General features: G+C 43.7%; 16 protein-coding genes. 9 read left to right on the top strand and 7 right to left on the bottom strand.

Annotation, left to right across the window (positions count from 1 at the left end; translation table 11 throughout):
* The first annotated feature begins 84 nt into the window (after nt 1–84).
* From cobT to GQY27_RS03925, 5 genes are all read left to right on the top strand, one after another.
* Entirely contained in the window at nt 85–1,167 is a 1,083-nt protein-coding gene (gene cobT, locus GQY27_RS03945) for a nicotinate-nucleotide--dimethylbenzimidazole phosphoribosyltransferase (protein WP_160032228.1), read from the top strand.
* On the top strand, nt 1,164–1,718 hold the full coding sequence (cobU, locus tag GQY27_RS03940; RefSeq protein ID WP_160032227.1) for a bifunctional adenosylcobinamide kinase/adenosylcobinamide-phosphate guanylyltransferase: 555 nt from the start codon (nt 1,164–1,166) through the stop codon (nt 1,716–1,718). The genes cobT and cobU overlap by 4 nt, the downstream gene beginning before the upstream one ends.
* A complete protein-coding gene (gene cobS, locus GQY27_RS03935; RefSeq protein ID WP_160032226.1) occupies nt 1,715–2,548 on the top strand; it encodes an adenosylcobinamide-GDP ribazoletransferase in 834 nt (277 codons plus the stop codon). The genes cobU and cobS overlap by 4 nt, the downstream gene beginning before the upstream one ends.
* Before the next feature lie 99 nt (nt 2,549–2,647).
* Nucleotides 2,648–4,303 (top strand): cobyric acid synthase, encoded by a 1,656-nt coding sequence (locus GQY27_RS03930; RefSeq protein WP_442950879.1) that lies wholly within the window; start codon nt 2,648–2,650, stop codon nt 4,301–4,303.
* 487 nt (nt 4,304–4,790) lie between these two features.
* Nucleotides 4,791–6,185 (top strand): L-cystine transporter, encoded by a 1,395-nt coding sequence (locus GQY27_RS03925; protein ID WP_160032225.1) that lies wholly within the window; start codon nt 4,791–4,793, stop codon nt 6,183–6,185.
* Nucleotides 6,186–6,309: 124 nt separating this feature from the next.
* Here GQY27_RS03925 and GQY27_RS03920 read toward each other — a convergent pair whose 3' ends face one another.
* Nucleotides 6,310–7,401: a M24 family metallopeptidase gene (locus GQY27_RS03920; RefSeq protein ID WP_160032496.1), complete on the bottom strand. Its 1,092-nt coding sequence runs from the start codon at nt 7,399–7,401 to the stop codon at nt 6,310–6,312.
* Between the two features lie 220 nt (nt 7,402–7,621).
* Between GQY27_RS03920 and GQY27_RS03915 the strand changes: the two genes are divergently transcribed.
* Entirely contained in the window at nt 7,622–8,482 is an 861-nt protein-coding gene (locus GQY27_RS03915) for an SDR family oxidoreductase (protein WP_160032224.1), read from the top strand.
* A 109-nt stretch (nt 8,483–8,591) separates the two neighbouring features.
* Nucleotides 8,592–9,089 carry a GNAT family N-acetyltransferase gene (locus GQY27_RS03910; RefSeq protein ID WP_160032495.1) on the top strand — a complete coding sequence of 166 codons (498 nt, stop codon included), beginning with the start codon at nt 8,592–8,594 and terminating at the stop codon, nt 9,087–9,089.
* Between the two features lie 43 nt (nt 9,090–9,132).
* Here GQY27_RS03910 and GQY27_RS03905 read toward each other — a convergent pair whose 3' ends face one another.
* The 3 genes from GQY27_RS03905 to GQY27_RS03895 form a co-directional block, all read right to left on the bottom strand.
* A complete protein-coding gene (locus tag GQY27_RS03905; RefSeq protein WP_160032223.1) occupies nt 9,133–9,570 on the bottom strand; it encodes a threonine/serine exporter family protein in 438 nt (145 codons plus the stop codon).
* A 77-nt stretch (nt 9,571–9,647) separates the two neighbouring features.
* On the bottom strand, nt 9,648–10,394 hold the full coding sequence (locus GQY27_RS03900; RefSeq protein WP_160032494.1) for a threonine/serine exporter family protein: 747 nt from the start codon (nt 10,392–10,394) through the stop codon (nt 9,648–9,650).
* 228 nt (nt 10,395–10,622) lie between these two features.
* Nucleotides 10,623–11,540, bottom strand: a complete 918-nt coding sequence (locus tag GQY27_RS03895) for an ArsR/SmtB family transcription factor (RefSeq protein WP_160032222.1) — start codon at nt 11,538–11,540, stop codon at nt 10,623–10,625.
* A gap of 376 nt (nt 11,541–11,916) precedes the next feature.
* On the opposite strand from GQY27_RS03895, the gene abnA reads away from it, so the two are divergent.
* Nucleotides 11,917–12,867, top strand: a complete 951-nt coding sequence (abnA, locus tag GQY27_RS03890) for an arabinan endo-1,5-alpha-L-arabinosidase AbnA (protein WP_160032221.1) — start codon at nt 11,917–11,919, stop codon at nt 12,865–12,867.
* 330 nt (nt 12,868–13,197) lie between these two features.
* The gene (locus GQY27_RS03885) at nt 13,198–14,205 is read left to right on the top strand and encodes a glycoside hydrolase family 43 protein (RefSeq protein ID WP_160032220.1); all 1,008 of its coding nucleotides are present in this window, start codon (nt 13,198–13,200) and stop codon (nt 14,203–14,205) included.
* 116 nt (nt 14,206–14,321) lie between these two features.
* Here GQY27_RS03885 and GQY27_RS03880 read toward each other — a convergent pair whose 3' ends face one another.
* The 3 genes from GQY27_RS03880 to uxuA form a co-directional block, all read right to left on the bottom strand.
* Complete coding sequence (locus GQY27_RS03880) at nt 14,322–15,173, bottom strand: YybI family spore inner coat protein (RefSeq protein WP_160032219.1); 852 nt, start codon at nt 15,171–15,173, stop codon at nt 14,322–14,324.
* Between the two features lie 363 nt (nt 15,174–15,536).
* On the bottom strand, nt 15,537–16,400 hold the full coding sequence (locus tag GQY27_RS03875; protein ID WP_160032218.1) for an SDR family oxidoreductase: 864 nt from the start codon (nt 16,398–16,400) through the stop codon (nt 15,537–15,539).
* On the bottom strand, nt 16,397–17,494 hold the full coding sequence (uxuA, locus tag GQY27_RS03870; protein WP_160032217.1) for a mannonate dehydratase: 1,098 nt from the start codon (nt 17,492–17,494) through the stop codon (nt 16,397–16,399). The genes GQY27_RS03875 and uxuA overlap by 4 nt, the downstream gene beginning before the upstream one ends.
* Nucleotides 17,495–17,527 lie beyond the last annotated feature (33 nt).

Genomic DNA, 17,527 nt, shown 5'->3' with positions numbered 1-17,527 from the left:
ATTTCTTTTGAAGTATTTACTCACTTTTCGTTATAATCGTTATATACAAGCTGTACAACAGCAGCGGATAAGGATGGAGATATCATGGAGAGAGAACAGCAATTAAAAGCATGGGTTCAGCAGATTACTGCATTAGATGAGGCAGCGCAGAAGGCGGCTTCAGATCATTTGGATGACTTAACGAAACCCCCAGGAAGTCTGGGTAAGTTAGAAGAGCTCACGATCCGCTTAGCAGGGATTACAGGAAAGAAACAGCCAAGCTTTTCTAAAAAAGCCGTTATTGTGATGGCATCAGATCATGGAGTTGTGGAAGAAGGAGTCAGCAGTTTCCCAGCTGAGGTAACGCAGCAAATGGTTCATAATTTTCTTGCTGGTGGGGCAGCCGTAAATGTACTCGCTCGTCATGCAGGTGCTGAAGTGATATGTGTGGATATTGGTGTGAATGGTGAGCCTGCTCACCCCGAACTTGTATCTCGTTCTGTTCGCAAAGGAACGGCAAATATGGCGAAGGGTCCTGCTATGAGCAGAGAAGAGGCACTTCAAGCGATTCTTACCGGGATCGACGTTGTGCAAGAATCTGTAAGAGATGGAGTTCAGTTATTCGTTACCGGAGAGATGGGAATAGGCAATACAACGCCAAGTGCTGCGGTTACTAGTGTCCTTACGGGAGTCAGCGTGCAGGAGGCGACAGGCAAAGGGACGGGTCTTGATCAAGCAGGTGTCCAGCATAAAGCAAATGTGATTGCCCGGGCAATACAGCTTAACCAGCCGGATCCGAATGATCCAATCGACGTACTTGCTAAAGTCGGTGGACTAGATATTGCGGGTCTTGCAGGTGTCATTATCGGCTCTGCTGCTTTGAAATGTCCGGTTGTCATTGATGGGTATATTTCTACCGCTGCTGCTTTGGTAGCGAGCCGTATTGCACCGGCATGCCGAAATTATATGATTGCTTCTCATACATCAGAAGAAAGAGGACATGCAGCACTTCTGCAAACGTTAGAACTCTCTCCGATGCTTCAGGTGGGAATGAGACTCGGTGAGGGAACGGGCGGCGTTCTATGTCTTCATCTGATTGAAGCGGCAGGAAGAATTATGGATGAGATGGCTACATTTAGCAGTGCAGGTGTTTCTGGAAGTAATGAGAAGGCAGAGGCCAAATTATGATTATTCTCGTAACGGGCGGTGCACGGAGCGGTAAAAGTACATTCGCTGAGAAATTGTGCATGAGCCGGTCTTCAGAAGCCATCTATATGGCGACCGCGCAACCTTATGACCAAGAGATGACCGACCGAATTGCTGCACATCGCAGTCAGCGGGAGGACGGTGCATATCTATGGCATACGATTGAAGAACCGCTGGAAGTAGCTGAAACATTGAACGGGTTAATGGAAGCAACGCTGCCTGTACCCACGATACTGCTTGACTGTCTTACCTTATGGCTTTCTAACGTCTTGATGGCCAAAGAAAACGAGGGACCTGAGGCAATAATGGAAGAGATCGACCGTCTTGTCCGCAGTGTTGCTGCTTATCCAGGTCTTATGATTCTGGTAACCAATGAAGTGGGAGACGGGATTGTTCCTGAATATCGATTGGGCCGGATTTACCGGGATTATGCCGGAATTCTGAATCAGCGTATGGCAGCCATCAGCAAGGAGGTATTCCTTGTAACGGCTGGTATTGCCATTGAACTAAAGAGCAAGGAGTATAAAGTATGAGAGAAAATACAAAAGCGGCTGCGGCCGCTTTTCAGTTTTTATCGCGATTTCCGGTGAAAACTCAGCTTGAATTCACTCCAGAACTAATGACAAGAAGCACTCTGTTCTATCCGGTTGTTGGCTTATGTATTGGGACTTGTGTCTGGATCGCAGCTTGGCTTAGTGGATTCTTATTGCCTCCGGCTCCATCGGCAGTGCTAGTTCTCACAATCTGGGTTTGGCTCACAGGCGGGCTTCACTTAGACGGCTGGATGGACTCTGCTGATGCCCTTCTCAGTTACCGAAGCAGAGAACGGATGCTTGAGATTATGAAGGACAGCAGGGTGGGAGCTATGGGCGTGATTGCTTGTGTTCTGCTGCTGATGCTGAAAGCAGCGCTTCTATACAGCTTAATGGGACAATCTTTTCTCATGGGTGCAGCGGTCTTGCCTTTTCTATGGAGCCGTTTCTTTATGGTGTATGCCATGGGGAAATATCCGCGGGCTAGGGCTGGAGAGGGTCTCGCAGGCATGTTTGCAGGAGTTCAGAATGCACTGCTTTATAAAGTGGGAGCGGTAACGTTGCTTCTCTCTGCGATCTCATGCGGTATATTCTTACTTGCTGCGTATGCTGTAGATGGGCCGCCGTTTGCATGGAGTCTTCATATGGGTGTTATACTGTCCGCCTTTTTTGTCATTCCTCTATGCATAGGGGCTTGCGGGAAATGGGCTGCAGATCGTATCAGCAAACGCCTTGGGGGACTAACGGGAGATATTTATGGGGCCCTTAATGAGGGACTTGAAGCAGCAGGACTCCTCCTACTAGTTATTCTCACTACCATCATACACTAAGATGAGGAATGGCACCCTAAGCCGTAATACTAGTAATTCGTGATAAGAGAAAGGGGCAAGCCCGTGGAAAATAAAGGTACATATTACGTGAACACTGATATGGGACAGGATAAAAAGAAAATACAGCATAGAGCCGCTGTTCTCATGCTTCAAGGTACTGCATCGGATGTCGGAAAGAGTATTGTGACAACGGCGCTGTGCCGCCTTTTTTTACAAGATGGATACCAGCCAGCTCCTTATAAATCGCAAAATATGGCGCTTAATTCGTATGTCACCCTGGATGGGAAGGAAATTGGAAGAGCGCAGGGAGTACAAGCAGAAGCTTGCGGTTTGCCAGCGACAACCGATATGAATCCAATCTTGATTAAGCCGATTAAAGATATGTATTCTCAGATTGTTGTCCATGGGGTGCCGAAGATGCAGATGAGCGCGATGGACTATAGAAATCATTTTTTACCGCAAGCCAAAACCATTGTCCTTGATGCCCTGGACCGTCTGCGGGAACAATATGACATTGTCCTGATGGAGGGAGCAGGAAGTCCTGCGGAGATAAACCTGAAAGACAGAGATATTGTGAATATGAATTTGGCGGGCTGGGCAGATGCACCTGTTCTGTTGATATCGGATATTGACCGCGGCGGTGTATTTGCTTCGCTAGTAGGGACCCTTGAGCTGCTTGAACCGCACGAGCGGGCAAGGGTAAAAGGCTTTATTATTAACAAGTTCCGCGGAGATCTTGCGCTGTTGCAGCCAGGGCTGGATTGGCTTACGGAGCGGACTGGAATTCCTGTACTTGGGGTGCTTCCGTATATTCCAGAACTGCGTATTGAAGCGGAGGATTCGGTTGTGCTGGATGAACTCCAGTATCGCAGACAAAAAGAGAAAGAAATTGATATCGTCGTCATTCGGTATCCCCGGATTTCTAATTTTACTGATTTTGATGCACTGGGCTGGGAGCCTGATGTGGTTGTGCGCTATGTCAGTACTGCAGATGAACTTGGTGAGCCTGATGTGATTATACTGCCGGGCACAAAGGATACCATTAGTGATCTGACTTTTCTTAGAGAAAGAGGATTAGACCGTGCGATGAAAGAGCAACGGCACGAACGAGAGGTTCAGCTTGTGGGGATTTGCGGCGGATACCAGATGCTGGGTGAGAAATTGCTTGATCCTTATGCTGTTGAAAGTGAGATAAAACAAGCGGAAGGCCTTGGCCTGTTGCCGCTTGTCACTACCTTCGCCAAAGAAAAAAGAACCGTTCGAGTGAAAGGTACGGCTGCCAAGGAGTGTCCACTCCGAATGGGTGAGAACAAGGAAACAGGACTTACGATAGAAGCATATGAAATTCATATGGGAATCACAGAAAGAGATGCGTCAGCTGGGTTACGAAGTGAAGGCTACAGACCGTTATTTGTTCTAAATACAGACTTAACAGAAACAAAAGAAATAGAAGATATAAAAGAAGCAGTTTCTTCAGCAGAAGAAGTAAAGACTCGGCACTTAGAAGGATGCGGAGCTGCAGATGGGAAAGTGTGGGGAACCTATCTGCACGGTCTCTTTGATAATGATGAGTTCAGGCGTGCTTGGCTTGATGGACTTCGTTTACAGAAAGGTCTTTCACCCATTGGTGAAACTTTCCAAGCGGCTGTCTACAAGACACAGGAGTTTGATCGTGTAGCGGAGATCGTCCGTAACCATCTAGATCTAGAACAAATATATGAAATAATAGGATCGCGTAATAAACAGATGATATGAAATGAGTTTCTGAAGCGAAGTTTGAAGTTTGGAGAAAACGATGAGAAAAGCCCGCGATGATCCAGAATTTTATCTGGTAAACGCGGCTTTTTTTATGACTGACCATCCATAAGCCCTAGATGCTGGTTGAAACGGTTAAGGAATAGATGGTTTTACGAAATTAATATAATGGTATATTGTGGATATTTTGTCACCTATTCAACCTATAATAAATGGGGCTGAATTCAGAAGAAAATGTGGGATTATGTTGTTGTAGAGCCGTTTATCCTCTATTTTAATAAAAGTCTACCTGTTTAATTGGTTTTATGATATAGTATAAATTATTATATAAAATTAACCTAGACGCAAAGACCTAGATTATGCAGATGCCATTCTTTTATTTGTTTTCCCTATTGGATTAATTGGGTATATATAGGATACATGACAGAAGCAATAACCAAGTCTGAACGTTAGAGTTCATTAGATGATGTGGAGGGAAATAGTTATCATGGAAACGTTGCAGATTATTATCAACGTGGCAGTGATGTTGGTTCTTGTCGGCATCCTGTATCGCATGCAGAAGAAGCATATTTCTTTTACGAAGCGAGTATTCACCGGTCTCGGACTAGGTCTGGTATTCGGAATTCTGCTTCAAGTTATATATGGGGCTACAACAGGTGTAGTGAAAACGAGTGTTGACTGGTTTAGTATTATTGGGTCTGGTTATGTAGGGCTCTTGCAGATGATTGTTACTCCGCTAATTATGGTATCCATTATTTCGGCGATCATGAATCTGAAAGGCAATCAGAACATTGGGAAAATGAGCGGTTCGATCATCGGAACACTCTTGATTACGACTGCTATCGCAGCAACCATTGGTATTGGAGTTACTCAAATGTTTGGTCTTGAGGCTATTAATATCGAAAGTGGTGAAGCGGAACAAGCGAGAGCAGACCGTCTGGAACAACAGCTTGGCGATGTTCAGGATTTGTCTATTCCACAGCAGGTACTGGCATTTATTCCGACCAATCCTTTTGCTGATATGACAGGTGAACGCCGTACGTCCACCATTGCGGTCGTTATTTTCTCCGCATTTGTAGGTGCAGCTGTACTTGGACTGGATCGTAAAAAGCCAGAACAAGCAGATACTTTCCGCAAGCTAGTTACTTCGTTATACGCGGTTGTTATGCGTATTGTAACTTTAGTATTAAGACTGACACCTTACGGAATCCTTGCTTTGATTACCAAGGTCACGGCAACAACGGATGCACAGGAGATTCTAAAGCTGGGAGAATTCGTAATCGCCTCCTATGTAGCGCTGGCTCTAATGTTTATTGTTCATTTGATTCTCGTTACTGTATTCGGATTTAATCCAATTGCTTATGCTAAAAAAGTGATTTCAACTTTGATATTTGCCTTTACTTCTCGTTCAAGTGCAGCATCCATTCCACTCAATATTGAAACACAAACGAAAAAGCTTGGCGTGTCTCAAGGGATCGCTAACTTGTCAGCTTCGTTTGGTGCAACGATCGGTCAGAACGGATGCGCAGGGATTTATCCTGCCATGCTGGCGGTAATGATTGCTCCTACTGTTGGAGTAACAATGGATTGGCAGTTCTACGTTACCCTAGTACTTGTCGTTATGATTAGTTCCTTCGGTGTTGCCGGTGTCGGCGGCGGAGCAACCTTTGCTTCTCTTATCGTGCTTTCCACCATGAACCTTCCTGTTGGTCTTGCCGGTCTTCTAATTTCGGTAGAGCCACTGATTGATATGGGACGTACAGCACTTAATGTCAACGGTTCGATGACAGCGGGTCTGATATCCAGTAAGATGCTGAAAGAAAACGATCAAGAAATTTTCGACAAATCGAACTTTGATTTGGATTCAGCACACGAAGGATAAGTTGTTTCTAGTAAAATAAACCTGAAAAGGTGCCTCTTTTTATGAGTATGATACTCGTAAGAAGGGGCACCTTTTTCATTTTCTATATAGGACAACTGAGTATAACTGAGTATATATTTACAGATTAGCCGAGAATCTGCAGTTCTTTCGGGAAGCTTGTTAACAGTTCTACACCATCTGCAGTTACAATAACCTCATCTTCAATCCGGACACCGCCGAGACCTGGAATATAAATACCGGGTTCAATTGTGAAGGCCATTCCTTCGGTCAACAATTCCTGATTCGCACCATGGACAGAAGGATATTCATGTACATCTATACCAAGACCATGTCCAAGACGGTGGAGGAAACGATCCCCATAACCAGCATCAATCGTTACTTGTCTAGCAGCCAAATCAACAGAAGCTAAAGTAGCACCTGGTTTCACGCTTTCAATTCCTTTTAGATTGGCCTCGAGCACGGTGTTATACACCTTTGTCTGTTCAGGAGACAGTTCTCCAAAAGCAAAGGTACGGGTAATATCAGAAGCATAACCGTTGACATATACGCCCATATCAAACATCAGCAGGTCACCGTAAGCAAGTTTACGAGTGCCAGGTACGCCGTGAGGGAGTGCCGTATTTGGTCCGCTGAGAACCATGGTATCAAAAGAAGGACCAGAAGCGCCGAGCTTTTTCATCTGATATTCCATTTCAGCAACAAGCTCAACCTCGGTTACGCCTTCTTTCACGTGAGTGAGTCCTCTGCGGAGCACTTCTTCAATCATATTCGCTGCAACTTTCATTCGTTCTACTTCATGAGGTGCTTTACGAACACGCAGTTCACGAAGAAGTGGGCCGATATCCACAAATTTTTTGGCATCCGCATACTGAACAAGTTCTTCATATCTGGACAAAGATAGATGATCTTTCTCAATTCCAAAATTGTTCATCGCATGAGGAAGGTGTTTTTTTAAGATATGATAAGGGTTATCTGTATCTTGATGAGTGACGATATTCTTTACAGTAGAGGCCGCTGAAGCTGCTTCTTCATCAAGGCTCGGTACAATTAAAGTAGGCTCTTCGCCTTGTACCAGAACAAGACCAAGGAAACGTTCATGAGGGTCGCTTGCAAATCCAGTCAGGTAGTATACATGTTTGGGATCGGTAATGAGAACGCCGTCTAGTGCATGAGTAGTGATTGCTTGATTCAGTAATGAGATAGGTTGTTTTGTCATCATTCGTTACCGCCTTTTCTTTCAGTATCAATACCTATTATAAAGCTTCACCACAAAAATCCCAAAAGAGAGAAAAATAAATAAATCAATTCCCTGTGATTTTATCATAAACCTCTTGTTATATGACTTTCTTTTGCTTGATCACTTGTTTTCTTTTGTGGTTCGTTTCTTGTATGATAATAGTAAGGCATGTCTGTTTCCACCCGAAAGGATGAATGGAATGAATACAAAAATAGCAATAGTCACCGGTGCGAATTCAGGAATGGGACTAGCCACTTCCATGGAACTTGCGTTACAGGGATACCATGTTGTGATGGCCTGCAGAAACGAGGAAAGAGGACGTATTGCTCTGAAAGAAGCGATTACGGCCACTGGGTCAAAACAGATCGAATTCATGAAGCTGGATCTAGGATCTTTACATAGTATAAGGAGTTTTGTGTCGGAGTTTACAGCCACCCACCCGAAGCTCGATGTTCTGATTAATAATGCGGGTGTGATCTGCTTAAGAAGAGAAGAGACTTCCGATGGATTTGAAATGACACTCGGCGTGAATCATCTAGGACATTATTTATTAACTAGGCTATTGATTCCTTCTCTTAAGGCAGCGGCAGAAGCCCGGATCATTAACGTTTCTTCAGGCGCTTATAAAGCAGGGAAGATTCACCGGGAAGACCCAAATTTGAAGAAACGTTATCATGTGATTAAAAGTTATTCGCAATCAAAGCTCGCCAACATATTGTTTACGAGAGAACTTGCGGAGCGTCTTCAAGAGACGAATATAACCGTCAATGCACTTCATCCGGGGGCGGTTGGAACGAACATCGGAATTAATCGTACAACTGGTTTTGGAACAGCCATTATGGCGATGGTGCGAAAAATCCCTTCATTCCTTACGCCAGAGGAAGGGGCAAGAACAGCAATTTATCTGGCGGTTCATCCTGAAGTAAAAGGAATCACAGGGGAATATTTTTATGAACAAAAAGTTCAGGAACTAAAGCCTAACGCACTGGATAAGGATACGGCTGCTTTTTTATGGAACTGGAGCGCACGGCAGACGGGACTGCCTATTGAGATAGAGTGAAGCGATTAACTAGGAATAATTCCTAAAGGGATCAAGCCGATTTTCGCTTAAAATATAAGATGAGAAGGTAGTAAGATGCTAGACATGGGAGAGACAGCACTTGGAACCAATGATTGAATTTAGTTACGCACAGCGGGATGATCTCCCTGATATTGTTGCGATTTATAACTCTACGATTGCAGGGCGTATGGTGACAGCAGATTTGGAACCGGTTACGGTAGAGAGCCGCATTCCGTGGTTTGAAGAGCATACTCCTGATAAGCGCCCCCTATGGGTCATGAGGATTGGCGGGCAGATTGCAGGCTGGGCGAGTCTGAGTTCCTTCTATGGAAGACCGGCCTATGATGCTACAGCGGAAGTCAGTGTTTATGTGAGTGAAGCTTATCGGGGAACCGGTGCAGGGAGCAGGCTCATGGAAAAAATCATTCAAGATTGTCCACGTATTCAGGTGACGACCTTGCTCGGATTTGTATTCGGACATAACGAGCCCAGTCTGCGGTTATTGAAAAAGTTTGGGTTTGAGCAGTGGGGCTACTATCCCGAAATCGCTGTGCTTGATGGAAAAAAACGCGATCTTGCCGTTCTTGGCAAGAAACTGGATGCTTAAATAAGAAAACTCGCTCTTTCTATTTAGAAAGGCGAGTTTTTTGTTATGAGTTTACTTTTCTACGGAAGGCTTGATTAAGCACTTCGGAGAGAACGAGTCCAACAGCAATGGTACCTGCAAGAATCAGGGCTTTTGCTGCGTGCTCTACTGCGGTTGAATAATCATTCTGTACAAAATAACGCATGGCATTATAAGAAAGACCGCCGGGGACGAGAGGAATAATGCCCGCTACGCTAAAGATAATGACAGGTTGTTTGTATTTTCGGGCAAATAACTGGCTCATCACGCCAATGACTACCGTTGCGGCAAGTGTAGCGGATACGGCTTGGTAACCCGGTTCAATTACAAAATAAATGAGCCAGCTCAGCATGCCAACTGTTCCGCATGGAATGAGCATATTTTTGGGCGCGTTAAAAATCAGGCCGAATAGGAGAGAGGCAATAAAACTGGTAAGCCCCTGTTCAATGATCGGAATAAGCATAACACCGGAAAACCTCATCTTTCTTTTTCATCACAGATTTATAAAATAATACGAACGATAATCGATCATGTCTTGATTTACATTAAGGTGAATACCACAGCAACCCCTGCCCCAATAGCAAAGGCGGTTAAGAAAGCATCTGCCCCTTTGGACAATCCAGATACGAGATGGCCTGCCATCAGATCCCGAATTGCATTGGTAATGGCTAGACCCGGAACAAGCGGCATGACAGAGCCGATAATAATCTTGTCGAGCTCTTTACCTGCTCCGATATAGACAAGAAACAGGGATAACATTCCAATGATAAAGGAGGCAATGAACTCTGAGAAAAAGCGAACTTGTACAAGCCGCTGAAATAAACTTACGGCAGCATATCCTGCTCCTCCGCACAAAATGGCGGGTAAAAAATCAACCCATTGTCCTTGAAACATAATCGTGAAGCAGCCACTTGCTAGTGCAGCCGCAGCCGTTCGCATCGGAACGCTAAATTGCACAGAAGAACATTCGATATCTTTTAATTTGTGATAAGCTTCGGAAGGATTTAGCTCTTGATTTCCAATCATTCTGGAAACGTTGTTGACAGCTGACACCTTATGAAGATCGGTCGTGCGTTCTGAAATTCGAATGATTTTGGCAGGACTGAGTGAATCCGTAGAGAAAAGAATCCCTGTCGGAGTTACATAGCTATTTGAATTTGGCATTCCGTACGCGGAAGCAATTCGCATCATCGTATCCTCAACTCGGTAGGTTTCAGCCCCACTCTGAAGCATAATTTTTCCGGAAAGCAAACACACCTCGATAATTTTAGTCGTTATGTCGTTCATGTCTGTCGTTATCGATGGTTCCACTTTGTCCAAAATCGTTCTCTCACTTTCTTTATGTAGGTTTAATTACACATTGTATCATAATTTTTTCATTTTCCATAAGAAACCGAAAACTGCCAAAACGCCTGAGTTCTTTGCAATACCGATGGCTGGGTATCGTCAAGAAAGCAGGCGCTATATACGTGCATTCATGGAATTTATGAATGTAAATAATCATTCATTTATGAGTTATGAATGATCAATATTATACAGTACACGAGCGAGAATATCCTGACTATAGTTACCGAAATTTTTACCATAGAGAGTGAGACCTCGTTTGTTCGTGTTTCCTTCTGTTACAGCAATTCGAAGAAGAATATCGCTTTTGTAATGAAGACCAATATGGCTGAGTGTAACATCAGATATGCGGCAGCCATCAATAAAACTTCCTTCTTCATTAATTCGAATCAGCTTTAGCATCCCATATTGATTCAGATGCGGCGGCCACCAATCTGGGTTAAACGTACCTCTTGTATCCCCGAAATCACCAGGACTTGTCCAGCAGCCGATCTCGATACCATTCACATAGAAGTAAATATCAGAAGGGTAGTTATTATTAAAGCCCGGTGCCTCGGAGCTCAGCTCCATGGAGAATTGAATCTCGCTGAAGGTTTCATTTGATTTCAAGTAGTTCGGAATCCGGTATTCCAAAAATCCTTCTGACAGCCAGATCAGTTCAGCATCAATTCGCATCGGATCTGCGAAATAACGAGGTTCATCGAAATCACCCACAATGCTGTCTTTTGTAGCTAGGCCGCAAGTAGGAACCGCATAGTAATTACTGAAATGACCTACTTTAACCTCTACCTCATAGCGATTATGTACTTCTTGACTACGCAGATCCACCATCAGCTTATCTTCATTCAGATAACAGATCTTTTGAATTCCGTGTTTACCTACGGCCGTGTTGATATTAATGAGGCCGCTCTCCTCTAGCTTTTTGATATGCATCGTCACTGCTCCATTCGTAAGCTGAAGCCGATTTGCGATATCGTTAAGGTTAAGGGTTTGATGATGAGATAACATCTCTATGATTTGAACTCGAACTTCCGAACTAAGCGCTTTGAAGATGGGAACGCCAGACATTAAATCTTTTATATAGATCATGATAGATTCCTTTCCCGGCAATGAAAAAGACGGCATCTGCAGTCACACATTTCACTGCGAGTTTAGTTGAAATAAGTTTAAAAAGGGGTAAAACAGTATCGTATCAATATAGTAGTAATCATACAATAGATTGCTGCATAAAAGAAATAACGGAAAGAATGTTATCCTACAAGGGATCGATCGTTACAAAGCAACTTACTTCACCATATTCTAATCGATGAAAATGCTAGGAACAACCATTATTTCAGAAAATAAAACCAGGAAAATTTACCCTTGCCAAGAAATGAAAACTCTTTTATAATCTGGTAAGCCTAAACTATTTTATATAAACGCAAAGTAAAATAGTCTAGTCCAATCCTATGAGGGTGGTGTAATTATGACAAAAGGCAAGAAATGGTTAATTGCAGGTTTACTCGCAGGTTCGTTAGTTGGTCTCAGCTCACCGAGCTTTGCTGCATTCTGGAATGTAACAGGAGATACGGGTGTTCATGATCCTAGCATTATCAAGGAAGGAAACAGTTGGTATACCTTTTCTACAGGTCAAGGAATTCAGGTGCTCAAATCGGATAATGGTACACAGTGGTACCGGGTCCCGCAGATTTTCTTAACTCCGCCTGCGTGGTGGAAAACTTATGTTCCAAAACAAACTACGAATGACGTATGGGCTCCAGACATTCAGGAATACAACGGCAGAGTATGGCTCTACTATTCCATTTCTTCGTTTGGTTCTAATCAGTCAGCAATCGGACTAGCTTCTGCAACAAGCATAGGTGCAGGGCAGTGGAGAGATGATGGACTTGTGCTTAGAACAACAACCTCTGATAATTATAACGCAATTGATCCGAATTTGGTTATCGATACTTCTGGTGAACCTTGGCTCGTGTTCGGTTCTTACTGGAGTGGAATTAAGCTGACGAAGATTGACAAGAATACGATGAAACCAACAGGCAGCATCACATCCATTGCAGCAAGACCTTCGAACTCGGGAGCGATTGAGGGACCGAGTATGGTATACCGAAACGGATATTATTATCTTTTTGCTTCCATCGATAGTTGTTGCCAGGGTGTGAATAGTACGTACAAGATTGTATACGGACGTTCCAAGAATATTACCGGTCCTTTTGTTGATAAGAATGGTGTCGATATGCTGAATGGCGGTGGAACGATCCTTGATACGGGGAACGATAAATGGAAGGGTCCAGGCGGACAAGACATTTACGGCACGAACATCATTGCAAGACACGCTTACGATGCAGAAGATAATGGAAATCCTAAACTGCTGATTAGTGATCTGAATTGGGACTCAAATGGATGGCCGAAATACTAAAATACACCGTTTTTTAACTTTGTGTTTAAATTTATTTAAAATGATTTAAAAAAACGTTGAACAGTCTCTCGATATTTGTTACATTATAAAAACAAACAAAGTGATTTACCCATTGTTATTTTTATAAAGGAACTAGAAGTGCTAAACCTACCAGAGACCTTGTAAGTTGCCTTCTCCACGAGACCGATGTATACGTTTACAGCAGTTTGGGGAGAAGGCTTTTTTAAGATATGGGGAAGGGTACTCTATGATTCGTGTCCGCTTCCTTATATCTCAAGAAATACACTTATAAGATGGTATACACAATATTTACGAGGAGAGATATAATCTATGAGTTTACAGCAGAATCCTATGCAGTGGAATAATCCAGTCGTGGCCCAACGTGCAGATCCTTGGGTATACTTGCATGAGGATGGTTATTACTATTTTACAGGTTCCGTTCCTTCCTATGACCGAATTGAAGTGCGACGTGCTAGAACACTAGCTGAGCTGGCAGGAGCAGAACCCGTTGTCGCATGGAGAAAATATGAATCAGGACCGATGAGTAAAAATATTTGGGCACCCGAAATCCATTATATTGATGAAAAATGGTATATCTATTTTGCAGCAGGTCAAGCGAGAGAAGGAGAAGTGGATCACTCTTTCCGTCACCGTATGTACGTTCTTGAGAACGAATCTCCAAATCCACTTGAAGGAACATGGGTAGAGAAGGGGCAGGTTATGACCGAGTGGGATAGCTTCGCACTGGATGCTACGACTTTCAAACATCGAGGTAAACTATACTACGTATGGGCACAACAAGATCCGAATATTAAAGGGAATTCTAACCTCTACATATCTGAAATGGAGAATCCGTGGACACTTAAAGGCAAGCAAACCATGATTACTACACCGGAATACGACTGGGAGGTCATTGGATTCCTAGTGAATGAAGGGGCAGCTGTACTGAAGAAGAATGGTAAAATATTTATCAGCTATTCAGCCAGCGCTACAGATCATAACTACAAAATGGGGCTTCTCACTGCTTCTGAAGATGCAGACCTGCTCGACCCAGCTTCCTGGATTAAGAGCAAGGAACCTGTATTTGAAACGAATGAGGCGAATGGACAATATGGCCCTGGCCACAATAGCTTTACTACCTCTCCAGATGGAGAGACGGATATTGTAATCTACCATTCAAGAACATATAAAGAGACAATTGGTGACCCGCTGTATGATGGGAATCGTCATGCAAGAGCACAAATTATCACTTGGAACGAAGACGGAACGCCTAATTTTGGTACACCGGTTGCAGATGGTCCTATTTCTCTACAACAAAAAGAGCTTGTTAAAGGGTAATACAGAAGCTACACCTCAGAATATACCTATCATTAGAATATACCCATTATAACGAATAGGACTCTTATCCGAGCACATCGGACGAGAGTCCTCTTTATTATAGTCAGAAAAGACTTTTATAGCTTAGGTACCACAAGATCTGTACCATATACTGCCACCCACTGATTCATCACATTCCAGCGGCCTTCTTGACAAGTAAGAACATTCTGAACATATCCGAACCGATCTGCATTATATTGCCCCATAATTCCTTGGAAGATAAGAAGTTCGTAAACACCATTCTGATCAAAATCTACAGGATATACCCCGCTTACGGGCAAAACGTCGCCTTGCAGTGGCTGCTTCAGCTTGCCATTCTCGTTATAGATATCAGATAAGTAGTCGCTTCCGCGAGCGGAGATATCAATGAGATAAGATTGCCGGTTATTTAAGCTCGTGACTCGCACCCGGTAATAATCAAGATACTCTACGGTGTACTTCTGTTCTTCGTTATATTGATTGGTATCAAAAAGAGTACGGAGTACCGCCTCTTTATAGGTATAGAGGAAGTTATACGTCATTGCTCCCGAACCACCGGATTGAATGGAGATGAATAGATCCGGTATGCCATCCCTTGTAAAATCTCCGGCAAAGAGAGTGGGGCTGTAACCGGACTTTTCTGGGAGAGGAAAGGAAGTCTCTGCTCCCGTACTGCCACTACGAATCACAAGAGTAATATCTGTTACATATTCGCTGTCAGGTGCGCTTTTATTCCAGGCAAGTCTTGCAGTATCAACAGTACCATCTCCGGTAAAGTCACCTGTAACGATCGGAGATTCGTGTTCAAATGGAGCACGTTTGTTACGATCGTTTGGAAGAACGTAAGTATAGGTAGCATACGGAGAAAATATAATCTGACCGAAGGGCTGTAGACCTGCGCGATAGCAATGTGTGGGTGCGTAGAAGTATGGATTAGGATGTATCATCATATAGAGAATCCTCCATCTTTTTTTACAACAGCCTATGTTTGAACTTCAAGATGGGTGAGTGTCCTGGTGATTCAACTGTTTTTATCTGTGCTTTTTGGTTATTAATATAATAATATAGTCAGTTCCTTGAGGTTAGGATGTTTATTGATGAATATTCTTCTATCTTTTATTTTTCGTATGAATCCAAATTACAGGAGCTGGGCTCATGAAGAAATTTTTGCTTTTATGCATATGCATATTAATTATCTTAGTCACAGGATGTACGAAAGTGAATCCAGTAGCATGTAAAATAAAAAGAGAGATCTCGGAATTGGAAATTTCCCCGGGTCTCTCTTTTGTTATATGGTAGTTTAAAAAGAATAATTACACACCTGAATACGCGTTAAAACCACCGTCTACCGGAATCACGGTTCCTGTCACAAAACCAGCTGCATTCGGATCGGCAAGCCAGAGCAACGTACCGAGTAAATCTTCAGGTTTACCAAATCTTCGCATCGGCGTATGGGAGATAATTTTATTGGAGCGCTCGGTAAGGCTTCCGTCTTCGTTAAGTAACAGTTTCTCGTTCTGTTCGGTGAGATAGAATCCGGGTGCGATAGCATTCACACGAATGCCTGCTTCGGCAAGATGAACGGCGAGCCATTCTGTGAAGTTGCTGATTGCCGCTTTGGCAGCGCTGTAGGCAGGAACTTTTGTCATAGGGGAGTAGGCACTCATGGAAGAGATATTAATAATACTCGTTCCTTCTTTGCCTAGCATTTGTTTGGTGAAAATTTGGCTAGGGATCAGCGTACCCACGATATTGAGGTCAAATACTCCTCGAAATCCTTCTACTTTCATATCAAAAAAAGAAACGATATCTTGCTGGTTCACATCTTCCTGCTTGAAAATCTCATTCGTAGTAATGGCTGTAGGGCGATTCCCACCGGCACCATTAATGAGAATATCACAAAGACCGAGCTGTGAAGCGACTTGTTCTGCGGCTTCCACTACACTCGCTTCATTCGTTACATCACAAGCGATGGAGATCGCTGTCCCGCCGGCTTCCGTAATCGACTGAACAACTTCTGCTCCTTTTTCGGCGGTACGATTCAGAATGGCTATTTTTGCTCCTTGTCTTGCTAATTCCTCAGCCATGACACGGCATAATACACCTGAGCCTCCGGTAATGACAACAACTTTATCTTGGAGGGCAGTGTGATGGGGTTGCGGATGTAGCGTACTCATACCTTGCTCACCTCTTTTTTGGAAGATTGGTTCTCTTGTACTCGGTTGTAGGCGTCCCATAGACCCCATAAGTACATAATACCGAGCGCACGATCGTAAAGTCCATATCCGGGTCGGCATTGTTCCTTCCAGATTTGTCTACCATGGTCTGGGCGAGCGTATCCGGTAAAACCGATGTCATGATAGGCCTGGACAATACCCGTTATATCTACTGTACCGTCTATTGTACGGTGAGAAGTTTCGATAAAGTCACCATTATCAAAGACTTTGATGTTCCGAATATGAGCAAAAGCGATGCGCTCTTTAAACTCGTAAATCATAGACACAATGTCATTCGCGGGATTCGCTCCAAGTGAACCGCTGCACAGCGTAATACTGTTGGCGGGGCTGTCATAGAGGGAGAGAAAGCGTCTTATATTAGAATGGCTCGTAATGAGGCGCGGCAAACCAAAGACAGGCCAAGGCGGATCATCCGGATGAATGGCCATTCGAATTCCATTGGCTTCTGCTACCGGTATAATCTCCTTGAGAAAATAGGAAAGATGATTCCATAGATCTTCTTCTGTTACGTTCCGGTAAGCTTCGAACAGGTTTGTTAATTGGGCAAGCCGTTCGGGTTCCCATCCAGGCATGGTGAGTGTCGTATCTTGCGTAATCTGCTGAACGAGATCAAAGGGATCGAGTCCTTCAATCCTTGCTCTTTCATAGAATAGAGCGGTGGAACCGTCAGGTCCTGATTTGAACAAATCCGTTCGCAGCCAGTCAAAAACAGGCATGAAGTTATAACATATCACTTTCACCCCAACATGAGCGAGCTTTACGATTGTTTTTTTGTAATTCTCAATATAAAGGTCGCGAGAAGGAAGTCCGAGTTTAATATCATCATGGATGTTTACGCTTTCAACAACCTCTAAATGAAGTTCGAACTCATCAGCCTGGGCTTTGATTTCCTCGATCCGTTCCATAGGCCATTCTTCACCAACAGGGATGTCATGCAGGGCCCATACAATACCTTCTACACCAGGAATTTGTCTGATTTGCTCAAGCGATACCGTATCATTGCCGAGACCAAAATAACGGAATACCATTTTCATTCCGAAGCAGCCACCTTTCTTCTAGTGCATGAT

It is taken from the genome of Paenibacillus sp. An7, assembly GCF_009870785.1.
Taxonomy (GTDB): domain Bacteria; phylum Bacillota; class Bacilli; order Paenibacillales; family Paenibacillaceae; genus Paenibacillus.
This window is presented reverse-complemented; position numbering and strand designations above follow the sequence as displayed.

Excerpts from the sequence above, each read along its gene's own strand:
- GQY27_RS03930 (WP_442950879.1), top strand. The coding sequence starts at position 2,648 with ATGGGACAGGATAAAAAGAAAATACAGCATAGAGCCGCTGTTCTCATG.
- GQY27_RS03875 (WP_160032218.1), bottom strand. The coding sequence starts at position 16,400 with ATGAGTACGCTACATCCGCAACCCCATCACACTGCCCTCCAAGATAAA.
- cobT (WP_160032228.1), top strand. The coding sequence starts at position 85 with ATGGAGAGAGAACAGCAATTAAAAGCATGGGTTCAGCAGATTACTGCA.
- abnA (WP_160032221.1), top strand. The coding sequence starts at position 11,917 with ATGACAAAAGGCAAGAAATGGTTAATTGCAGGTTTACTCGCAGGTTCG.
- cobS (WP_160032226.1), top strand. The coding sequence starts at position 1,715 with ATGAGAGAAAATACAAAAGCGGCTGCGGCCGCTTTTCAGTTTTTATCG.
- GQY27_RS03910 (WP_160032495.1), top strand. The coding sequence starts at position 8,592 with ATGATTGAATTTAGTTACGCACAGCGGGATGATCTCCCTGATATTGTT.
- GQY27_RS03915 (WP_160032224.1), top strand. The coding sequence starts at position 7,622 with ATGAATACAAAAATAGCAATAGTCACCGGTGCGAATTCAGGAATGGGA.
- cobU (WP_160032227.1), top strand. The coding sequence starts at position 1,164 with ATGATTATTCTCGTAACGGGCGGTGCACGGAGCGGTAAAAGTACATTC.
- GQY27_RS03920 (WP_160032496.1), bottom strand. The coding sequence starts at position 7,401 with ATGACAAAACAACCTATCTCATTACTGAATCAAGCAATCACTACTCAT.
- GQY27_RS03895 (WP_160032222.1), bottom strand. The coding sequence starts at position 11,540 with ATGATCTATATAAAAGATTTAATGTCTGGCGTTCCCATCTTCAAAGCG.
- GQY27_RS03885 (WP_160032220.1), top strand. The coding sequence starts at position 13,198 with ATGAGTTTACAGCAGAATCCTATGCAGTGGAATAATCCAGTCGTGGCC.
- uxuA (WP_160032217.1), bottom strand. The coding sequence starts at position 17,494 with ATGAAAATGGTATTCCGTTATTTTGGTCTCGGCAATGATACGGTATCG.
- GQY27_RS03905 (WP_160032223.1), bottom strand. The coding sequence starts at position 9,570 with ATGCTTATTCCGATCATTGAACAGGGGCTTACCAGTTTTATTGCCTCT.
- GQY27_RS03880 (WP_160032219.1), bottom strand. The coding sequence starts at position 15,173 with ATGATGATACATCCTAATCCATACTTCTACGCACCCACACATTGCTAT.
- GQY27_RS03900 (WP_160032494.1), bottom strand. The coding sequence starts at position 10,394 with ATGAACGACATAACGACTAAAATTATCGAGGTGTGTTTGCTTTCCGGA.
- GQY27_RS03925 (WP_160032225.1), top strand. The coding sequence starts at position 4,791 with ATGGAAACGTTGCAGATTATTATCAACGTGGCAGTGATGTTGGTTCTT.